The sequence below is a fragment of the Eleftheria terrae genome (genome assembly GCF_030419005.1).
Taxonomy (GTDB): Bacteria; Pseudomonadota; Gammaproteobacteria; order Burkholderiales; family Burkholderiaceae_C; genus Caldimonas; species Caldimonas terrae.
Genome location: NZ_CP106953.1, coordinates 648,018 through 665,093 on the forward strand (window position 1 = coordinate 648,018; position 17,076 = coordinate 665,093).

General features: G+C 64.3%; 17 protein-coding genes. 8 read left to right on the forward strand and 9 right to left on the reverse strand.

All coding sequences use genetic code 11. From position 1 onward, the window contains the following. Positions 1 to 265: 265 nt before the first annotated feature. Positions 266 to 418: a transposase gene (locus tag N7L95_RS29695; protein ID WP_363324903.1), complete on the reverse strand. Its 153-nt coding sequence runs from the start codon at positions 416 to 418 to the stop codon at positions 266 to 268. Between the two features lie 358 nt (positions 419 to 776). Here N7L95_RS29695 and N7L95_RS29325 point away from each other — a divergent pair, with 358 nt between their 5' ends. Further along, on the forward strand, positions 777 to 1,226 hold the full coding sequence (locus tag N7L95_RS29325) for a PEP-CTERM sorting domain-containing protein (protein WP_301261133.1): 450 nt from the start codon (positions 777 to 779) through the stop codon (positions 1,224 to 1,226). Positions 1,227 to 1,661: 435 nt separating this feature from the next. Here the strand turns inward: N7L95_RS29325 and N7L95_RS29330 are convergent, their stop codons facing one another. Then, complete coding sequence (locus N7L95_RS29330) at positions 1,662 to 2,495, reverse strand: PEP-CTERM sorting domain-containing protein (RefSeq protein ID WP_301261134.1); 834 nt, start codon at positions 2,493 to 2,495, stop codon at positions 1,662 to 1,664. Positions 2,496 to 3,246: 751 nt separating this feature from the next. Here N7L95_RS29330 and N7L95_RS29335 point away from each other — a divergent pair. From N7L95_RS29335 to N7L95_RS29360, 6 genes are all read left to right on the forward strand, one after another. After that, entirely contained in the window at positions 3,247 to 3,786 is a 540-nt protein-coding gene (locus N7L95_RS29335) for a hypothetical protein (protein WP_301261135.1), read from the forward strand. 235 nt (positions 3,787 to 4,021) lie between these two features. Next, entirely contained in the window at positions 4,022 to 4,543 is a 522-nt protein-coding gene (locus N7L95_RS29340) for a hypothetical protein (RefSeq protein ID WP_301261136.1), read from the forward strand. A gap of 446 nt (positions 4,544 to 4,989) precedes the next feature. Then, positions 4,990 to 5,373 (forward strand): hypothetical protein, encoded by a 384-nt coding sequence (locus N7L95_RS29345; RefSeq protein ID WP_301261137.1) that lies wholly within the window; start codon positions 4,990 to 4,992, stop codon positions 5,371 to 5,373. A gap of 924 nt (positions 5,374 to 6,297) precedes the next feature. Then, entirely contained in the window at positions 6,298 to 7,488 is a 1,191-nt protein-coding gene (locus N7L95_RS29350; RefSeq protein WP_301261138.1) for an MFS transporter, read from the forward strand. 18 nt (positions 7,489 to 7,506) lie between these two features. Then, positions 7,507 to 8,865, forward strand: a complete 1,359-nt coding sequence (locus tag N7L95_RS29355) for an NAD(P)-binding protein (RefSeq protein WP_301261139.1) — start codon at positions 7,507 to 7,509, stop codon at positions 8,863 to 8,865. A gap of 10 nt (positions 8,866 to 8,875) precedes the next feature. Further along, a complete protein-coding gene (locus tag N7L95_RS29360; RefSeq protein WP_301261140.1) occupies positions 8,876 to 10,153 on the forward strand; it encodes a DegT/DnrJ/EryC1/StrS family aminotransferase in 1,278 nt (425 codons plus the stop codon). A gap of 429 nt (positions 10,154 to 10,582) precedes the next feature. On the opposite strand, the gene fabF is transcribed toward N7L95_RS29360, so the two are convergent. Next, positions 10,583 to 11,902: a beta-ketoacyl-ACP synthase II gene (gene fabF / locus N7L95_RS29365; protein ID WP_301261141.1), complete on the reverse strand. Its 1,320-nt coding sequence runs from the start codon at positions 11,900 to 11,902 to the stop codon at positions 10,583 to 10,585. A gap of 66 nt (positions 11,903 to 11,968) precedes the next feature. Between fabF and N7L95_RS29370 the strand changes: the two genes are divergently transcribed. After that, entirely contained in the window at positions 11,969 to 12,574 is a 606-nt protein-coding gene (locus N7L95_RS29370) for a TetR/AcrR family transcriptional regulator (protein WP_301261142.1), read from the forward strand. A 281-nt stretch (positions 12,575 to 12,855) separates the two neighbouring features. Here N7L95_RS29370 and N7L95_RS29375 read toward each other — a convergent pair whose 3' ends face one another. From N7L95_RS29375 to N7L95_RS29400, 6 genes are all read right to left on the reverse strand, one after another. Beyond that, the gene (locus tag N7L95_RS29375; protein ID WP_301261143.1) at positions 12,856 to 13,104 is read right to left on the reverse strand and encodes a PEP-CTERM sorting domain-containing protein; all 249 of its coding nucleotides are present in this window, start codon (positions 13,102 to 13,104) and stop codon (positions 12,856 to 12,858) included. Then, on the reverse strand, positions 13,080 to 14,006 hold the full coding sequence (locus tag N7L95_RS29380) for a hypothetical protein (RefSeq protein WP_301261144.1): 927 nt from the start codon (positions 14,004 to 14,006) through the stop codon (positions 13,080 to 13,082). The genes N7L95_RS29375 and N7L95_RS29380 overlap by 25 nt, the downstream gene beginning before the upstream one ends. 5 nt (positions 14,007 to 14,011) lie before the next feature. Further along, positions 14,012 to 14,398, reverse strand: a complete 387-nt coding sequence (locus tag N7L95_RS29385; RefSeq protein WP_301261145.1) for a hypothetical protein — start codon at positions 14,396 to 14,398, stop codon at positions 14,012 to 14,014. Beyond that, positions 14,379 to 14,831, reverse strand: a complete 453-nt coding sequence (locus N7L95_RS29390) for a hypothetical protein (RefSeq protein WP_301261146.1) — start codon at positions 14,829 to 14,831, stop codon at positions 14,379 to 14,381. The genes N7L95_RS29385 and N7L95_RS29390 overlap by 20 nt, the downstream gene beginning before the upstream one ends. A 319-nt stretch (positions 14,832 to 15,150) precedes the next feature. Next, entirely contained in the window at positions 15,151 to 15,996 is an 846-nt protein-coding gene (locus N7L95_RS29395; RefSeq protein WP_301261147.1) for a nucleotidyltransferase family protein, read from the reverse strand. Positions 15,997 to 16,537: 541 nt separating this feature from the next. After that, positions 16,538 to 17,065, reverse strand: coding sequence for a DUF4019 domain-containing protein (locus N7L95_RS29400; RefSeq protein WP_301261148.1), 528 nt, complete (start codon positions 17,063 to 17,065; stop codon positions 16,538 to 16,540). Between the last annotated feature and the right edge of the window lie 11 nt (positions 17,066 to 17,076).

Here is a 17,076-nt window from a genome sequence, read left to right on the forward strand (position 1 = left end):
GCGTTCCGGCGCTTCGTTCAAAGCCAGGCGTTGCACGTGCTCCACACTCGGTGCCGGGGCCTTGAGCTGCAGCCTGACGGAGCCTGGCCAGCCGCCAGCAGGGCGGCATTCGCACTGATCTCGTCCTGCTGGGGCCGACCCGGGCATGCCCTTCAGCGGGTGCCTGTCCAGGTGCCTCGGCCAGCCGCTTCCCGAGCGTGGCGTTCGGCGCCTTCCGCTCCCGTGGTGGCGGTGCATCAGGCACGCCCGGACATCAGGCACGCCCCTACCGCAGAACGTCCACCGCCACCTGCACAACGGCGCATCGCTCAACACCGCCCTTGCGGCAGATGTCGGCCACAGCCGTCCCCGCCTCCACCTGCTTCAGCAAGCCAGCGATCCGTTCATCGCCGAACCGGCTCTTCCTCCTGTCCACCATCTTCCTGGTTGGCGCACTTCCCTCCCCTGACGCTGGTACGGCTCAAGGGGTGCCGTCAAGGGAAACGCTTTTCATCGAAAGAACACCTTTTTCCTATTCAGCACCCGATGCGAGCAGGGGCGGCAAGCCGGCATCTGCCGACAAGCCCCCCGGTTCGTGAGATCGCGCCGGCAGCACCCACCGAGGCGGCAGCCCAGTCCCGTTCGAGGTGGCCGGGCGCATCCGTCAATGTGCGCCCACTTCGTAACCCACGCCGGTCCTGCTGCGCCTGGACCGCGGCCCATGCGACTGGTCGAGGCATCACGAAAGCTTCCGTGTCCACCGACTCGCTGGCGTACGACTGGGGCCGAGCAGCACCATGGGTGTCGTCCTCAAGCCCAATACGCAGTTGCTGGTGAGCTTCGAGCTCGTCATGCGCGTCTCCGACGCTGGCTTGCTGGGCAGCGACGTCACTCAGGCAGGTGCCACGGCGTACCTCCAGACCTACATCCCGGTCGACCCGGACATGCCCTCCGGCGGCGGCTCGATGGAAGCTGAATCGCTGCACACGACGCGGGACAGCTTTGCAGAGACGTTGGAGCGTTCGGTGACGCTGTCCTCCTTCGTGTCCAACCCCTTGGGAAAGGAGTTGGACATCAGCCTGGGACTGAACTTGGTCAGCTACGCCGGCGCGGCACCGTGGCCGGACACGACGCCCCCTCCGGTGCCGGAGCCCTCGACCTACGGTCTTCTGGCGCTCGGCCTGGGCGCCCTTGGGTTCTGCCGCGTCCGCAGGCAAGCGGCGAAGACGCCGACCGAGCGGACTTGATCGCGTCCGCAGTGCCGCCGGGTCGGCCCCCGCCCGAGCGCCTTCCCGGCCAAGGCCCTTGGTCATGGCGTCACTGGAGCCGGACATCAAGGTGATGCCGGCGCCGTGCGTCGCCGATGGCGGCGCCGACTGGCAGCGGACGCCGCAACGAGAGGCTGGCAGAACAGCGCTTGCCGAGGGAGCCTGCGCTGGAGCCCCCCCGCTCTGATAGAAGTGCGTGAAGCACAACAAGGCGCCTCCCCGCGGCAGCACGGGCCGCATCCTGCCTGCTCGCTCCGCTGAACAGCATCGCCAGGATGCCGGCGGTGCGGCTGCACCGTCGAATGGCGCCGGAAGACAAAGTCGTGGACCTACCGCACCTGCAATAGGCGCGGGCTTCCCTGCGCAGATGGGACCGCCGCCGCCCTGCCTCCTGCTCGTCGACCGCCCGCCCTGTCAGGCTGCCTCAGGCGGCCTGCTCGGCCGTGCTGCGCGGGGCCGGCCCCCCGGTGACCCGAGATGCCGGCTGCGTGTGCCGCAACGGGCAGACCGCAGGCCCAGCAGCGCGAGCCCACTGGCTGCCAGGGCCAAGGTCGCCGGCTCAGGGACGGCAGGAGCAAAGGCCGTCATCCCGTTGTCGCCCGCCTGGTCATAGACGCTCGTCGAGTCCACCGTCACCCATGCGGTCCTCGCGTAGGCCGGGGCGTCGGTGTCCAGAACAAACCAAGCCGAAGACCCCAGCCCGAGGTGAGCCTCGACCGGCAGCCGCATGTCTCCATGCCTCAGCCATTCGTACATGGCGACATCGCCAATGATGTTCAGACTCCGGTGGGGCCTGCCGCCTTCGTCGGCCAGCCAATTGGCGTCATAGCGGAAACGTGGGTCGAAGGCGGATCGGATCGAGACGAACGACGCCGCGTCAGCCACACTGCCCCAGTGCGGCTCCTCGCTCGGCGGCACCACACCGAGCTGGAAGCGCCAGTGGAAGTCGATTGTCCGGTCGACGTGGGAGCGCACCACCCGTTGCTGCAACCAGCCCGTGACGTGATAGCAGGAGCCGCCTCCACCCACAGGGCAATAGCCATAAGACACAGGATGGACTTCGTCTTCGAGCACGTCTCCGCGGAGATGGGGTTGCGCCACCCGGTCAGTGCCCGGCAGCGACAGCCAGTACACGGTGCCCATGGGAGGATCGGGCGGCAGGACGATCGGCACGCCCTGTGCGAAGGCCGGCATGAGCGCGAGGCCCGCCAAACAACGAGAAAAGCAAAGCATTGCGGTCTCCTTCACGAGTGAACGCCAGCCGGTGCGGCGCCGCCGAGGCGGCGTCCGGGCACAGCGACGCGGTGGAAGCCGAGCCACCGCATGCGCGGTGTGCCGTGACGATACCCGAGTGCCGCCATGCCGGCATCCCTTGCGCGCGGGCCGTGGCCCCCTTGCGCGGCAGGCGTCACGCGCCTGCCAGGCGCTGCTCAAGGGCGGTGTCGGGCGGAGCCAAGGGCGGCCAAGCGCGCCGTCGCCCGGTGCGACATGCAAGGGCGGGCGCCGGTCGCGCTGCGAAGACCAGCGTCCCCCAACTTCGAGGGGCCAGGCACGCGCTGGGCGCGTTGAACGTGGCTGTCTCTCAGCCGACGAACGCCCCGTCTCACGTCAAAGGCAGTTGCCGTGGTCGGCCATCTGGCTCGCCATGGGTCGCACCACTGTTCGACCGCGACGCACCGCCGTCATGGCGACATGCGGCCGCTTCCTAGGAGGGCCAGGCCATGGGGCAAACAGGAGCTTCGCATGAATGCAACAACCTCGGTTTCCCTGCGCCCGCTTGAAGCAGGTGTGGCGCTGTCCCTGGCAGCCCTCGCCTCGCTCGCGACCGCTGACGCCTCCCCGTCCGAGACCAGGTGGACCGGGCAGGCCAGCGAGCAGCAGCCCTTCTGGGAGCGGCCAGAGAACTGGTCCTCGGGCATGCCGCAGTCGCGCTGGACCGATGTAGTGCTCGGGCCCTTTCGACACGACGCTGCGCCATGGCAGCTTCAGCGCGCGCTCGGTGCGCGGCGACGGCATCCTCACGCTGAGTGGCGGTTCACTCGACCTCCAAGGCGCCGGCTCTTCCCTGGGAGGGTTGCGCCTGCAAGGGGGCAGCCTGTCGGGCACCGGCACCTTGTCGCCATCGACGCTGGAGTGGTCCGCCAGCACCTTGGTCAGCGGCACAGGCGAGGAAGCCGCAGCACCTTCACTCACCGTGCAGGGAACGGCTCGCCTGACCGGGTTTCTGGAAAGCACCGGCGGCCGCCTCACCCTGGCCAAGGGCAGCCGCACCGTGGCCAGGAGCGCACAGCTCGTGTTCTCGGGCAGCGGTTCGCGCTTTCACAATGAAGGCTTCTTGGATGCACACGCGCAAGGCGCCAGCTTCTTCGTCGCACAGGGAGTCGAGTGGATCAACCACGGCCTGCTCTCGGTCGCTCGTGGCGGACTCGCCGGGGACAACGCGCGCCTGATCCAGGCGGGCTTGGTCAACATCGCGGACGGTGGCAGTTTTTCCGTCGTCACCCGCGACGATGTGTCGCCCGGCACGGCCCGAGCTTGACGAGCACAGGCCAGTAGAACATCGGCCATGGCGCGGTGCTCAGCCTGTGGAGCCGCGGTGCTGAACCAGACGGCCCGCAGGCCGGCCCGATGGAGTTCAGGCAGGCAGGCGTGCACAACCGGGGATCGCTGATGATCGAGCAAGGCGCTTCGGCTCGCTTCAGCGATGGCGCCCACCGCACCGGGCCAGGCCTGTGGTGGTGGCGCACGGTGCCAGGCTGCACCATGCAGGGTCGATGCACATCGGCACCCTGCGCATTGGGGAAGGGGGCAACCTGGACGATTTCCGGGAAGCAGCCGTCGATGTGGGCGGCGACCTGACGGTGGATTCCCTCCAATGGCGCAATGCCCATCTGCGCGCGCACGGCACAGTGACCGTGCGGAATCGGGCCGACCTGACGGGCTACACGGGCGCATTCGATGCCTCGGGCAACCCTGTCCGCACCAAGCAGGTCGCGGCCATCCATGTCTTCAAGGGAGAGGCGCACTGGGACGGCGCCGCGTCGTTGACTGGACCTGGCGCCATCGTGGTGGACCCCGGCGCCGTCTTCCACGACCACAAGGAGACGCCGCCGGGCGCGCCCGGCGACCCGGGCATCGTCCGCATCGACATCGCACTGGTCGAGAACCGCGGCCACTACCTCAAGCAGGGCGCCGGACGCAGCGGCATTGCCCGGCTGGTGGACTTGGGGCACGGTGCGCCTGGCCGATACCGGGGGCCTGTTCGTCGACAGTGTCAACAACCCCGGTCGCTTTGAAGTGGAGCGATCGGAGCTTCACCTGTCCCACTTGCCGCAGATGAACGCCAGAAGCGGCACGCTGGAAGGGGGCCAGTACGTCATCCGGGATGGCACCCTGCTGATCAACTACGCGTGGGGCACCGCACCGCGGCTTCGCAACGCCGCGCACATCGTCCTGCAAGGACCCGATGCCCGGCTGTTCGGATACGGCGAGGAGCGCCCCCTGCTCGCCACGCTCGTCAGCAACTTCCGCAGCCTCAGTGTGCTGGACGGCGCGACGCTCGAGGTGGCCGCCCTGTCGCAGTACGGCGCACTGGACGTCGGCGCGGGCAGCACCCTGCAAATGCAGGGGGACTTCACGCAGTACGACGCCGAGACGTGGCTGGCAGGCCGGCTCGTCGCCCGCAGCTTCGTATTCAGCCAGCGGCAGCGTGTTCGGAGCGGGCCTGCGGGGCGAAGTCGGCGTGGCGCAGCTGGCAGGCGAGCGGGCCAGCTTCACCTCCGGGGTGTTGTTGGTGGACGTGGCGAACCGCACGAGCTTCGACGTCGTGGAGGTCTCCCGCGGCGTCGAACTGGCAGGTCTGCTGCGCCTGGCGTTCGGAGACCCGGAGACAGCGGCCGGCACCTACCGCATCCTCGCTGCCGAGGACGGTGTGTCAGGGCCATTCAGCTCGCTCGAGTACAACTTGGACCCCGCGCAATACCGTGTCGACGCGCTGTATGGCGCCCGTCATGTCGACGTCTGGGTGAGTGCGATCCCGGAAGTCCGCGCCACTTGGCTCATGGCGATAGGCCTGGCGGCGCTGCTGCTGACACGCCTGCCACGGAAGCGACCCGGCTGCGCATGACCCGGCTGCGCCGGTGGGCGTGGGTCGGTCCCTGCGTTCGGCCGGTCTGCCCGGCTCCCGCCGCTGCGGTCCGCAGTGAACCGGGTCGCCGTCCGCGAGAGTGGCCGGCGCTGCCCGAGCGCGGCAATGCGTTCGGCATTGATGCACGCCGGCCCTTCAGAACCGACGAGAGCACGCGCCCGATCTGACTGCATGCGCCCCAAGCGCCGCAGCTGCTGCATACGCTGGGGCTGGCCTCGCTGTACACAGGGCGAGGAGCTGCGCTGGTGCTCCTCGCCAGGTAAAGACCGTGATCGCTGCGCAGCGGTCTGCGGTAGCGATGTAGTAGCGCTCAGCAAGTCATGCACTCGCACTTCGGGGGCTGGTACTGCAACCGGCAATCGCGCCACTTGCTTCAGCGCTGCAGAGCAGACATCCGGCAACGGTCTGCACTCCGTCAGTCAGGCCGAGTTGAACCGGATCTCGAAGTCCGGCATTGCTGCCTTCCCAAGGCCGGCTGCGCTTGCGGCGCGAGCACGACCGCCCTCGGTGCCACCGTTTCCCCTGCTCCCCGGCCATCGAAGGCCAGGTCGTGAAGCCGGCAGCTTGTGCAGGACCGACCCGTCGGCTGTTCACCCCTCGAAGGGGGTCAGGGCCGAAGCCGGCTCGCCCCACCGTCCACCGAAAATTGGTACTACATTGGACTGCAACACAAGGTATATTGGCATTCCATTGGTTTTAATAGCAACATCGAGATAACACTAAGGGAGGTGCTGAAATGGAACCTAGGACTAATGGCTTTGTGCAACTGTCAAACATGACAGTAATGCAGGCAAGCGGAGAGCCACCCGGCCGGCCCATCCGCCCCTCCGGAGCGGACTCCCAGGCTGCGCCGCGCATTCACCGCCTCTCCGGCCTCGTCACTGCCGTGCGGAGCTGACGGCCATGTTCAATATCCTCCAGTCATTCGGCGGGGCCGATTCGCCCAAGTCTTCGTTGCTCAACCGGCAGCTGTTTGCAATGCTGCTATTTTCCGGCGCCAACGCGGCCATCAATCCGTATAAGAATATCTTTGGCGTGGATGTCATCGGGGTGCCCGATACCTACTACAGCCTGGTGATCTTCTTCTCTGGCCTGATGATCACCTTGGTCAGCGTCTACTTCGGAATGAAGTCGGACAAGGACGGCAGCTTCGTCAAGTACATCCTCATTTGCAGCGCCTGCGGCTTCATAGGCAATCTGTCGGTCTATGCCTGGCCCAATCGGTTCACGTATTTCCTTGCAACCTGCCTGCTTCTCCCCGTTTTTTGCGTTCTTAACTCATTGATTTTCGGGTATGCGGCCGCCAGACGGCGTGCTGACCGAAGAAGCAACGTTGACCATGAAAACGCCGCGTTGCGCTCTACCTATTCAATGGGATACGTGCTGACGCTTGGCTTGATTGGATTGCTGGCCCTTCAGAAGGAACAGTTGATCTTCATCTGGCTGTTTTCGGGTGTGATGGGAAGTCTGATTTTCTTGTTGTATCTCAGGGAAAAGACGATTGATCCTGACTGCAGGTCGGCCCACTCCTCGGAGCCGATTTCTCAGATATTCAATACAAAAAACCTTCTCAAGCTGGTGAGCGTCTCCCTGATCACCAACATGCTGTTCACGCTGGACGCGACCGCACCATTTTTCATCGTCGACCAGGCGGGGGGTGATTATTCGAACATCGGGACATTCGAGGCCGGCATCGCGGTGTTCGAAGTGGTCTTCATCTTCTTCTGGTCGGCGGTTGCACAAAAGAAGAAAGCCTCTACCGCCATCATCGTCGGCGCCGTCATCTTCTCGCTTGCCACGCTGTTGCTTTCGTTCGCGCAGGAGGTCATCCACATCTACCTGTTGATCCCTTTGCTTGCGCTTGGCGCGGCTTGCCTGATCAGCATTCCCATCGGTTTCCTGCAATCCCTGGCGGAAAACAGACCGGGCATCGGTGGCTCCCTGCTTTCTATTTCGTTCTTCGTCTCCTCCTCTGCCTCATCCGCCATCTACTTCCTGGGGACGTATTTCTTCGACGTAGGCGGCACCCTTCTCATTTCTACGGGGGTTGGCTTATTGGGTCTTGTCTCTTTATTTTACCTAGATAGAAACTGAATCTAGCCGAGGGAGAATATGCCAAAGTATTGCGTTATCGGAGGGGGGCTTTCGGGCCTCGAGTTTGCCGTTCATTCTGCGGCGCGCGGAAACGAGATCGTGATTTATGACGCAGGACCGGACCTGCGCAAGAAGCACGTGCATTTCGATGCCCGCGTGCTGGAAGGGGATGAAAAGAAGGTTCATTGGACGGCGGACGAGCGTTGGGCCATCGGTGGAATCAACGAGCGTTTGGGCGGTCGCTCTTTGTGCTACCACGGCGTGATGCTGCCGATTGAGCCGTCAGCACTTGAAAGTTGGCCTGCGGCGTGGCAGGAACGTCTCAGCGGGCCCGACGGTCTGTATCGTCAGCTGCAGGAGGAATTCACAAGAGAATTCCCTGAAATGACTCAACGGCAGCCGATCGGCATGCCGCTGCTTCATGTGCCGCAGGCCGCAGTTGTCACAGAGAGCGGTGCATTCTCGTCGTACAGTCCCCTGTACCACCTTGAGCCCTTCATTCGAGACGGCATGATTCGGATAAAAAAGGCCACCATTGCCAAGGTGGAAAACAGAACCCATGGATTTCGGCTGATCGATGGAATGGGGCGCACCGTCGATCAGGAGTCCTTCGACAAATGCGTTCTGTCTGCGTCTGCCATCATCAATAACAGAATCATTTCAACATCGCTGGGCAGATCGACGACGGCCCATGTGACGGATCACTATTGCATCGGCATCGCAGTCAAGACACGTTTCGGCAAGCGCGTCGCCGATTTCAGGCATGAAATGCTGTGGCATGGCTTCGCCAAACAGCACGATCTGAACGCCAACATTTTTGTGGTGGAACGCCCCAACCTCGACAGCGGAGACAGGTTGTTATTGCTTATGGCAGTGATGGAGCAAAATCCCCAGCTCGGCGCTTTCAGCCAGCTGCACTGTCATGTCGGTCGCGAGCAATCATCGCTTGAAATCGAGTCGCATCATTCGGATGCCGTCATTGACAACTACAACCGCCTTGGCCGGCAGATTGTCGAATTTGCTTGCGAACAGTTGAGCGCGGACTTGGCCCCTCTATTCGACACGCTTGCCGAGCGGTCAGGCGCCTTCTTCGGATCCAAAGAAGTCTCGACATTGGGACTGGCGCTTGAAGGGTTGGGCTCCTCCGAGCGATCCAACGTCTACGCGCGTTTCGCCTTCCCCTATGGCTCTTACGAGCATGAAAGCTGCACCCACCCGATCGGCGGCACGGGGGAGATTGCCCTGGCCGACTCCCTGGAGGTGACCGCCCTGCCCGGCGTCTATGCGGTCGGCCCAGGAGCTTTTCCTCGTCTCGGGATTGCCAACCCCGCTCTCACCATCTGCTCCCTGTCCCGTTGGCTAGCATCAAACATCTGAGTGAACAATCATGTCTAAACTTGCAATCCTCGGCGGAAACGCATTGATCACTGAAGCGCTGCCCGCCTGGCCCAGCCTCGACATCTCCGTGCTGGAGGACATCGAGACCATCCTCAAAACCGGCGAGATCAACTATTGGACCGGCAAGCGCGGGATGGCATTTGAGAAGGAATTGGCCGCCTACATGGGGGGCGGCTATATGGTGACAACGACGAATGGAACCTCGGCATTGCATACGGCGTTTGCCGCGCTGGACATCGGCCCCGGTGACGAAGTCATTTGCCAGTCCTACACCTTCATTGCCACCGCCTTCTCCATTCTCCAGGCCGGAGCTCTTCCCGTCTTCGCAGATGTCGATCACACGCACACGCTGGACCCGAAGTCGGTAGAGAGCAAGATCAGTGAAAGAACCAAGGCCATCGTCGTCGTTCACACCTTTGGCGTACCCACCGACATGGGGGCCATCATGGCCATTGCGCGAAAACACAAGCTGAAGGTGATTGAAGACTGCGCGCAAGCTTTGGGCGCCAAATACAACGGCTCGTATCTGGGCACCATCGGTGACGCCGGATGTTTCAGCTTCTGCCAGAGCAAGCACATCACCACCGGCGGCGAAGGTGGGGCGGTGTACGTCAACTCGGAGGATCTGGCCTGGAAATGCCGGTCTTTCCGGGATCATGGCTATGACGTCGAGAAGAGGCTGGGCTTGTTCGAGATCTCGCAGAAGCTCCCATATATCCACACGCGGGTCGGCTTCAACTATCGGATGACAGAAATCCAATCCGCGATCGGCATCAGGGAGCTGGCGCGCTTTAAAGCTGGCGCGCTGGAGCAGCGTATCCGCAACGGCCAGCTCCTGACCGCCTTATTGAAGGATCATCCGCTTGTGCGGCATGTGCCGGCGGACGATCATCTCCGGGTGAACTCTTTCTGGTGGGCGCCGTTCGTGCTCGATATGAGCCAACTCAGTTGCGACATCAAGGCGTTCGCCAAAGCGGTCGAAGCAGAGGGGGCGCCTGGTTACCCGGTCCCGTGGCCTGAAATCTACAATGAAGAAGCCTTCCAGCGAAGGAATGGCTTCGGGTCAAAGAACTACCCGTTCAACGATCCGTCGCACAGGCAAATCGACTATTCCTCCACCCACTGCCAGACGGCACGACAACTGGGCAACAGCACCATCGCGTTTCTTACCCACCCGGTGTACTCGGAAAATCATATCGAACGGTTCGCCCAGGCATTCAACAAGGTGTACGAACACTACAAGGCGTCGCCTGCTGAAGCCTCATAAGCACTAATGGCCCTCGCCCGAGCTGTCGTCGAACCTTGTCCGCTCCTGCGACTCGCCGGCGGGCCTGCCAGGCCCGCCGGATCTCGGGCGTTAACCTGGCATTTCGCCGCGCTCGCCCACCGCATGGGCTCGGCTCTCGCTGGCACGCCGGTCGCCCAATGAAGATCTGCATCGCTTTGCAGATCGCTCCGAGGACGTCCACGAGGCGGGCCAACCAAGGACCTCAAGGTCCGAGGCGGCGGTCGAGTGCTGTCTAGGCAAAAAACGCCCGGGCCCGCCTGAGGATCTGGTGGGCTCGGCCCGGTTACTCAGCCGCGCGCTGCGGCTCCTTGATGCGCTGCGCCTTAGCTGTCGTCACGGCCGTGTCCACCGTCAACCGCTTCGCCCCTGCCCGCCGCTGTTCACCTCCGCACCTCGCCGGGCCTGCCTTCAGGCAGTGATCTTCTTGAAGACCAAGCTGGCGTTCACCCCGCCAAACCCGAAACCGTTGACCAGAACGGTCGACATCGGCCTGGGCCGCACAGCGGTATGTACAAGGTCGAGGTCACCCGCTTCGTCGTCCGGATGCACCAGGTTCAAGATGGGCGGGATCACCTGATCCCGAAGTGAAAGCACAGAGAAAATCGAAGCCACCACGCCAGCAGCACCGAGGAGGTGACCGGTTGCTGACTTGGTCGCCGAGATGGCAGGGCCTGCAACTCCGCGGAACAGTTCCCGGATCGCGGCAAGCTCTGCCCGGTCTCCGACTTGCGTCGATGTTGCGTGCGCATTCAAGTGGTCGACCTCTGAGGGCAGCACGCCCGCCATTTGCAGCGCCCCTCGCATGCTGCGGTAGGCCCCGTTGCCATCTGGCGGCCCGGATGTGATGTGATAGGCGTCCGAGGTCGTTGCATAGCCCACGACTTCGGCAAGCGGTGTCGCGCCGCGCGCAAGCGCATGGTCCAGCGACTCCAGCACGAGCATTCCGGCGCCTTCTCCCAGCACAAAGCCGTCACGGTCCCTGTCGAATGGACGGGAAGCCAGTTCTGGCGTCTCGTTGTAGCGGGTGCTCAGCGTCTTGGCGGCCGCAAACCCTCCCAGGCTCACTCGATGGATGGCGGCTTCACTGCCGCCGCAGAACGCCACCTGCGCCTCACCGCCGCGGATGAGCCTCAGTCCCTCACCAATGGCCTGAATGCTCGCCGCACAGGCAGTGGCGGGCGCGCCGATCGGGCCCTTGAATCCATGACGAATGGATAGGTGCCCAGCCGCGAGATTGACGAGAAAGGACGGCACGGTGAAGGGAGACAACCGGCCAGGCCCTCGGCTGTCGGTGGTGCGGACGGCCTCCGAGAGGGAGCTGAATCCGCCGATGCCTGAAGCGACGATCGTTGCCGTGGCGCACGCATCCGACTCGCCGGTCGGCTTCCAACCGCTGTGCTCTGCCGCCTGCCGCGCGGCCTCCAGGGCCATCAGAATGAAGCGGTCCATGCGGCGGATGTCCTTCGGCTCTGCGACAGTCGTCGGATCAAACCCGCCTTCCAGGTCCTCGGTGCGATCCAGCACCACGCCGGCAATCTTCGTCGGCAGGTCAGCACAGACCTGCTCTGGGATGCGTCGGACCCCGCTTCGGCCTTCAAGCAAACGCTTCCACGCCAATGGTGCCGTGCTCCCCAGTGGCGAAACGAGGCCAACGCCGGTCACCACAACACGCCGTTGCTCTTGCCTGCCGAGCCGTGTGCCCTCTCCGACGTCTACACAAGGTTCCATTTCATTGCGCCTTTTTGATGATGACCATCATCATAACGATATCATGTGCGCAAAAGGAGCACGACCATGCGAGTGAGCAAGGAGCAAGTGGCGCAGCACCGGCAAGCGCTGATCGACGCAACAAGACGCCTGGTGCGGGCCAGGGGTTTCGAAGGTGCCGGCGTCGCGGAGATCTGCAAGGAGGCCGGCTTGACCCACGGCGCGTTCTATCGGCACTTTCCCTCCAAGCAGGCCTTGATCCTGGAAGCGAGTGCGGACGCCTTTGAGTGGACGCCCCAGCACCTCGATGGCCAATACCCACTGGCCGCGGGTGCAGCAGCTACTGTGGCGAAGTACCTGTCGGTGCAGCATCGGGACTGCGAGCTGGGCTGCCCGGTAGCGGCGTTAGCAGTCGACGCAGCGCGAGCCGGCGGAGAAATCGCCGAGGTCTTCTCGAAGGGAATCGACCGCTATATCGAGCGATTCGCAGATGAGCTCCGCAAAGAGAGTCCTTCCGGGTCCCAGAGCACGTCGGAGCTGGAAGCCCAAGCACTTCATCTGCTTTGCACCATGGTTGGTGGCATGGTCATTGCCAGAGCGACGGCCGAGGCACGCCCACGACTGTCGACCAAAGTGTTGGGCACCTTGCGCAAGCGGCTCGTTGGCTGGGTCAGTGCCCGGGCCGAGACTTGACATCACAGGCAAGCCGCCAAGCGGCGTCGGAAATGCCGGGCCAAGTCCCCAGGCGTGATGGCTGTCCCCGCGATAGGCGAACTCCGTGGTGTCACGCAACACCGGAACGGGCGCCTGACTCGCTGCAGCCATGCGCTGGCGCGCGGCCTTGAAGTGCCCGGCCAGGATGTCGGCCTCGGTGACCCGCTCCTTGCCAAGGACTCGATCCGCCACCGTGCTGCTGCCCCGGCCAGGGCCTCACGCCCGCTGCATTCCTGAATGCCACACGTCCCTTTTGTGCGTCATCGCGTCCTGCCGTGCCCGGGCGTTCTGGCGGCCCGGCGGTAGCGGCGGGCCATCAGCCAGCCGGCTCCCAGCACAAGAAGCGTCACGCTCGACGGCTCGGGCACTGCGGACACGGTGACTTCTGCGAAGTTGTCGCCGTACCGGGTATCGAGCCGGTAGGCAGCGGCATCCAGGTCCGAGTGGACAGCGGCAAAGGCACCGGTGTGCCCGCGCGACGTCGTCAGGAACCGGAAGGTGCCCAGCACGGGCTGATCGCCTTCGAACGCCAGCCACAGTTCCCCGCCCACTGCCACGGCACCGTCGACGTCCAGGACATCGAAGCGATCGACGCTCGCATATCGAGCACCGTCCGGCCACTGAGCAGCAGCTGGCCGCGTATGGCCGCCCGCCCGACTTCGTCCTCGGCTCCTGCGCTGAAGCGCCCAGCGAAGATCCGGATGTCGGGTGCGTCCAGGACACGTGCCAGCCACACCGCGGGGCGATCTTCTTCCTGTTCGGGGCATTGCCACAGCGCCGCGGCAGAGAGCGTGCTGCCGGCGCCGATATGCAGGGCGCCGCTCTGCCGCAGCGGCCCTCCCATGCTCAGCCGGGCGCCATCAAGCAAAGTGATCGTCCCATCGTTGAGTTCCAAACTCCGCAGGGCGTTCTGGTCGGTGCCACGCCACACGGTCGCCAGGCGTGCGTGCCGCCCCTCCAGCACGATGTCGGCATGGTTCTCGGTGATGCTGTGGGGCACGGGGCCCTCCGGCCCGAGGTTGAAGACCAGCGTCCCATCCCGGGCGATGTAGCGGCGCCCTGGCAACTGCCCTTGCTGGAGCTGCTCCAGCGGGCCCCAGACCACCACACGCGACCGCACGGCTTCGAGCGTGCCCGTATTGGAGGTGCGGCCGGCAAGGATCAGAAGCGCTGCGTCGATGGCGGTCATCCTGCCGAGGTTGTCGAGGCGGGCTTCGATCACCGTCTCCCCCGCGCCCGTTTTTTCGAAACTGCCTTCGTTTACAAAGCGGCTCGCAGCGATCTGGGTGTACCGCGGCACCCACCCTGCCCCCTGATACTCCCGGGTGCCAGCAGCGTTGCGGTCTTCGAAACGCGCCCCCGGCCCACCCGGATGCTGCCCGTCCCGAAGATGTCGGCGTTCCCGTTCCATACTGCCTACTGGAGAAAGGTGAAGTCGGTGTCGATCTGCTTGCCCAGGGGCCGGTCGCGCATGTAGCTGAAGTGGCGCGGATCGTTCGACAGGCGGGCCACGCCACTCACCGTGACGGGGCCGGTCGTGTCGAGATGCCCGTCCTGCCAGTCGAGCTCGTCCAGGCGGATGGCGCCGTCGATCCTGACGCGGCTGAACAGCACGTGCTCCAGCGGGTCGGCGCCGATGGCGCTGACGGAACGGGGGGCGCTGATCCGCAGTCCGCCCACGTCCACCGCGTTCTCTATGCGCAGGTCGATGCCGTCCAGAGCCGCGATCGTGCCCCTGCCGATGAGGGCGACACCTTGATGCAACACCACCGCGCCACCGAGGTCACCGGCGCCGCGGAACACGACGGTCCCATCGTTGTGGATCGTGCCCATACTGAAGATGGAGGGCGGATTCCCAGGCGAGGCGCCGCGGCGTGCCGAATCGGTAATGTCCACCTCGCCCCCGGCTCACTGTCCACGTGCCGCTGCTGTACACACCGCTTTCCGAGGAAGCGAATCGAAAGCGGCCGCCAGGCCCGACGTTCACGGTGCCGCCGTTTCGAAAGTCGGCCTGGTAGCCAGTCATCGTCAACGTCGCGTTCTCGATGTTCAAGGTGCCGTCGTTGCGCCACGCGGCAAACTCGAAATTTTGGTTCATCGTCCCGCCCAGCACATCCAACCTGCCGCGGTTCTCCACGTCCGAATGCTCGACGTCCGAATGCTCGAACTGCCCCTGTGTCGTGCCGCGGCCAGACTTCAGGTAGCGCCCCTCGTTGACAAGCCGCCCGCCGATCACAGCCGCATCTCATGGCCTCGCCATCCGTCTCGCTCGATTCCCTCTCGAAACCCGGGGCCCCGCTGACCTCGAGGACGTACGCGCTCGGCTTCCACCGCGTCCCCATCCCCACGTCGGGCAAGCTTGGGCTGTTTTGACACTTACAGCCCAGCTCCTCCTGGACTGCGGTTCACGAGCCAGTCAGGCCCGTGCCTCGATGTGTGCCGGCAGGTGGACATCAGCCAGGCGACGTTCCCACTGTGGAAGAAGAGGTGCACTGATCCAGGGCGGGCAGGCCGGCTGCAATGCGAGGTGGCAGCCTGCGCGCTTAGCGAGCGACTCAACTCGACGCCAACGCCTCGACCTCGGCGTGCAAGCGGTCGAGCAGGTGCAGGCTGTTCGCCGGCGCATCGGCCGGCCGCTGCAGGCCCTCGTACACGGCGGCAACTTGCTTGGCCAAGTCCGTCGGCCGGCGCGGGAAAGCTTGCGCGAGGCGGAGTGCGCCCTTCTCATTCAACCAGTGCTGCTCGTTCACCGCGAACAGCACTTGCAATAGGCAGTTGATCGATCGGAAGCTGCAGCCGGCGACGTAATGCAGGTCGCCGCGCCGCGCCGCCTTGCGCGCCGTGTCGATGGAGAAGCGGGATTCCCACAAGAAGCGCTGGACGATGGCCAACCGCAGAGCGGTCGGATAGGGGCGCACCTGGCGCTGGAGCGCGGCCACCCGTCCGTCGGGGTCCCACAGCGGATGGCAGACGGCAAGCTCAGCCAAGTACATGGCGGAGACAAAGGCATGCGGATGGCCGGGTTGATAGGCGACATCCAGGCGCCCGGCGTTCACGTCCGCCAGGACGCGATCGACGCGACCAAGGTCCCGGTAGAGCAAGTCCACCGCGTGCCCTCCGATGCTCAGCCATCCACCTCCGTTGATCCAAGGCCCCCATGCTCCCATCTCCGTGATCACATCCTCCCGGCGCCGGTCATCCAGCTCAGCGACGATGGCCTTGAGTGCCGCGAGCTCGATCGGCGCAGCCGGCTGGTAGTAGAGGCCAAGGTCGACATCGGACGACGCGTCCGCCGTCCCCCGGGCGCGTGAGCCCCCAAGGACGACAGCGGCGACACCGGGCACCCTCCGCAATTGCTCGACCAGGTGGTTGATGTCATCAGGAAGAGGATCGGGTCTCATGACGGCATTCGGCTGGTTGACGCGGCGGATTCGAGTCGCGCGCGAGGTCGGCGTCGCTGCCGTTGCGCAGTCGACGTCACTTCATCCGCCACCGCAAGCCCGCCAGAAACGGCATGATCGAATCATGCACCTGCCGCTTGCCGGCAGGCGCATGAACGCGCCAAATTTACGACGCGAAAAAGATGATCGATGCGAGAAGCACCAACCACTAAGAGCGGCTAACAAAACTCAGCGCAGCGGTTCTGGCTAGGCGCGCCGCCGCAGACAGTACGACCGGTACGGCAAGGCGGCGCAACGACGCCAGAAGAGTTTTGTTAGCCGCTCTAAGCACATTGCCCCACCGCTCGCCGGCGCTCTCCCCTCGGCAGGGCACATCCAGCGGGAGTGAGGTGGCGGGGCATGAGCGACCCCATTCCTGTGTTGATCTGTCTGGAATCTGAACCGGCCTCGGGCCAGTGCAGGTCTCCAATTCCAGTTATTGGCCGGGCGGGGGAAGCGCACGGGCCTTCCAGGATCCCGCTGCAGTTCACGCCCGCGCAGTTCAGTACTTGTAGTAGGGCTTGGTATTCACATAGTAATCATGGAACAACCACTGGTTTTGTGTCGGTACACGGGCCAGGGTCACCTGCTCAGTCTGGATGTCTTTCAGCTGCTCAAACATCGAGTCGAACACCACAATGACGTACTCCCCGTCGGGATAGTTGGGAAGCATCCGGAAGCCGCCTTCCACGCCCTGCAAGACCCGTTCACGCAGTCGCCCCAGCGGCCCTCGACCCTTCACCAGGCGGTCGATGGAGGCCGTTTCCCCATAGCGTTTCCGGTGGGCCGCGCCCGCCCGGTGGTACACGCCGCTCAGCCGTTGGCGGTTCGTCGGCCCAGCGTCCAGTTCTTCGAGAACCGATTGGGCGGTGCGGCGCGCTTCCTGACGTTCGGCGTCGCCCAGCCAGAAGAGGTACTCCAGCTGATCGATACCTCGGGTGCCGGCAGGCAGGTTCTCGCCCCTGACCGAGGGGGCTGTCGCCGCTGTGCCCAGCAACGCAAGAGTGCCGAAATGTCTACGGTTCAGCATGCAATCCTCCA

What these genes read in the sequence shown, in the direction of transcription:
- N7L95_RS29695 (WP_363324903.1), bottom strand. Translation starts at nt 418, where the DNA reads ATGGTGGACAGGAGGAAGAGCCGGTTCGGCGATGAACGGATCGCTGGC.
- N7L95_RS29325 (WP_301261133.1), top strand. Translation starts at nt 777, where the DNA reads ATGGGTGTCGTCCTCAAGCCCAATACGCAGTTGCTGGTGAGCTTCGAG.
- N7L95_RS29340 (WP_301261136.1), top strand. Translation starts at nt 4,022, where the DNA reads ATGCACATCGGCACCCTGCGCATTGGGGAAGGGGGCAACCTGGACGAT.
- N7L95_RS29350 (WP_301261138.1), top strand. Translation starts at nt 6,298, where the DNA reads ATGTTCAATATCCTCCAGTCATTCGGCGGGGCCGATTCGCCCAAGTCT.
- N7L95_RS29355 (WP_301261139.1), top strand. Translation starts at nt 7,507, where the DNA reads ATGCCAAAGTATTGCGTTATCGGAGGGGGGCTTTCGGGCCTCGAGTTT.
- N7L95_RS29360 (WP_301261140.1), top strand. Translation starts at nt 8,876, where the DNA reads ATGTCTAAACTTGCAATCCTCGGCGGAAACGCATTGATCACTGAAGCG.
- fabF (WP_301261141.1), bottom strand. Translation starts at nt 11,902, where the DNA reads ATGGAACCTTGTGTAGACGTCGGAGAGGGCACACGGCTCGGCAGGCAA.
- N7L95_RS29370 (WP_301261142.1), top strand. Translation starts at nt 11,969, where the DNA reads ATGCGAGTGAGCAAGGAGCAAGTGGCGCAGCACCGGCAAGCGCTGATC.
- N7L95_RS29380 (WP_301261144.1), bottom strand. Translation starts at nt 14,006, where the DNA reads ATGGAACGGGAACGCCGACATCTTCGGGACGGGCAGCATCCGGGTGGG.
- N7L95_RS29395 (WP_301261147.1), bottom strand. Translation starts at nt 15,996, where the DNA reads ATGAGACCCGATCCTCTTCCTGATGACATCAACCACCTGGTCGAGCAA.
- N7L95_RS29400 (WP_301261148.1), bottom strand. Translation starts at nt 17,065, where the DNA reads ATGCTGAACCGTAGACATTTCGGCACTCTTGCGTTGCTGGGCACAGCG.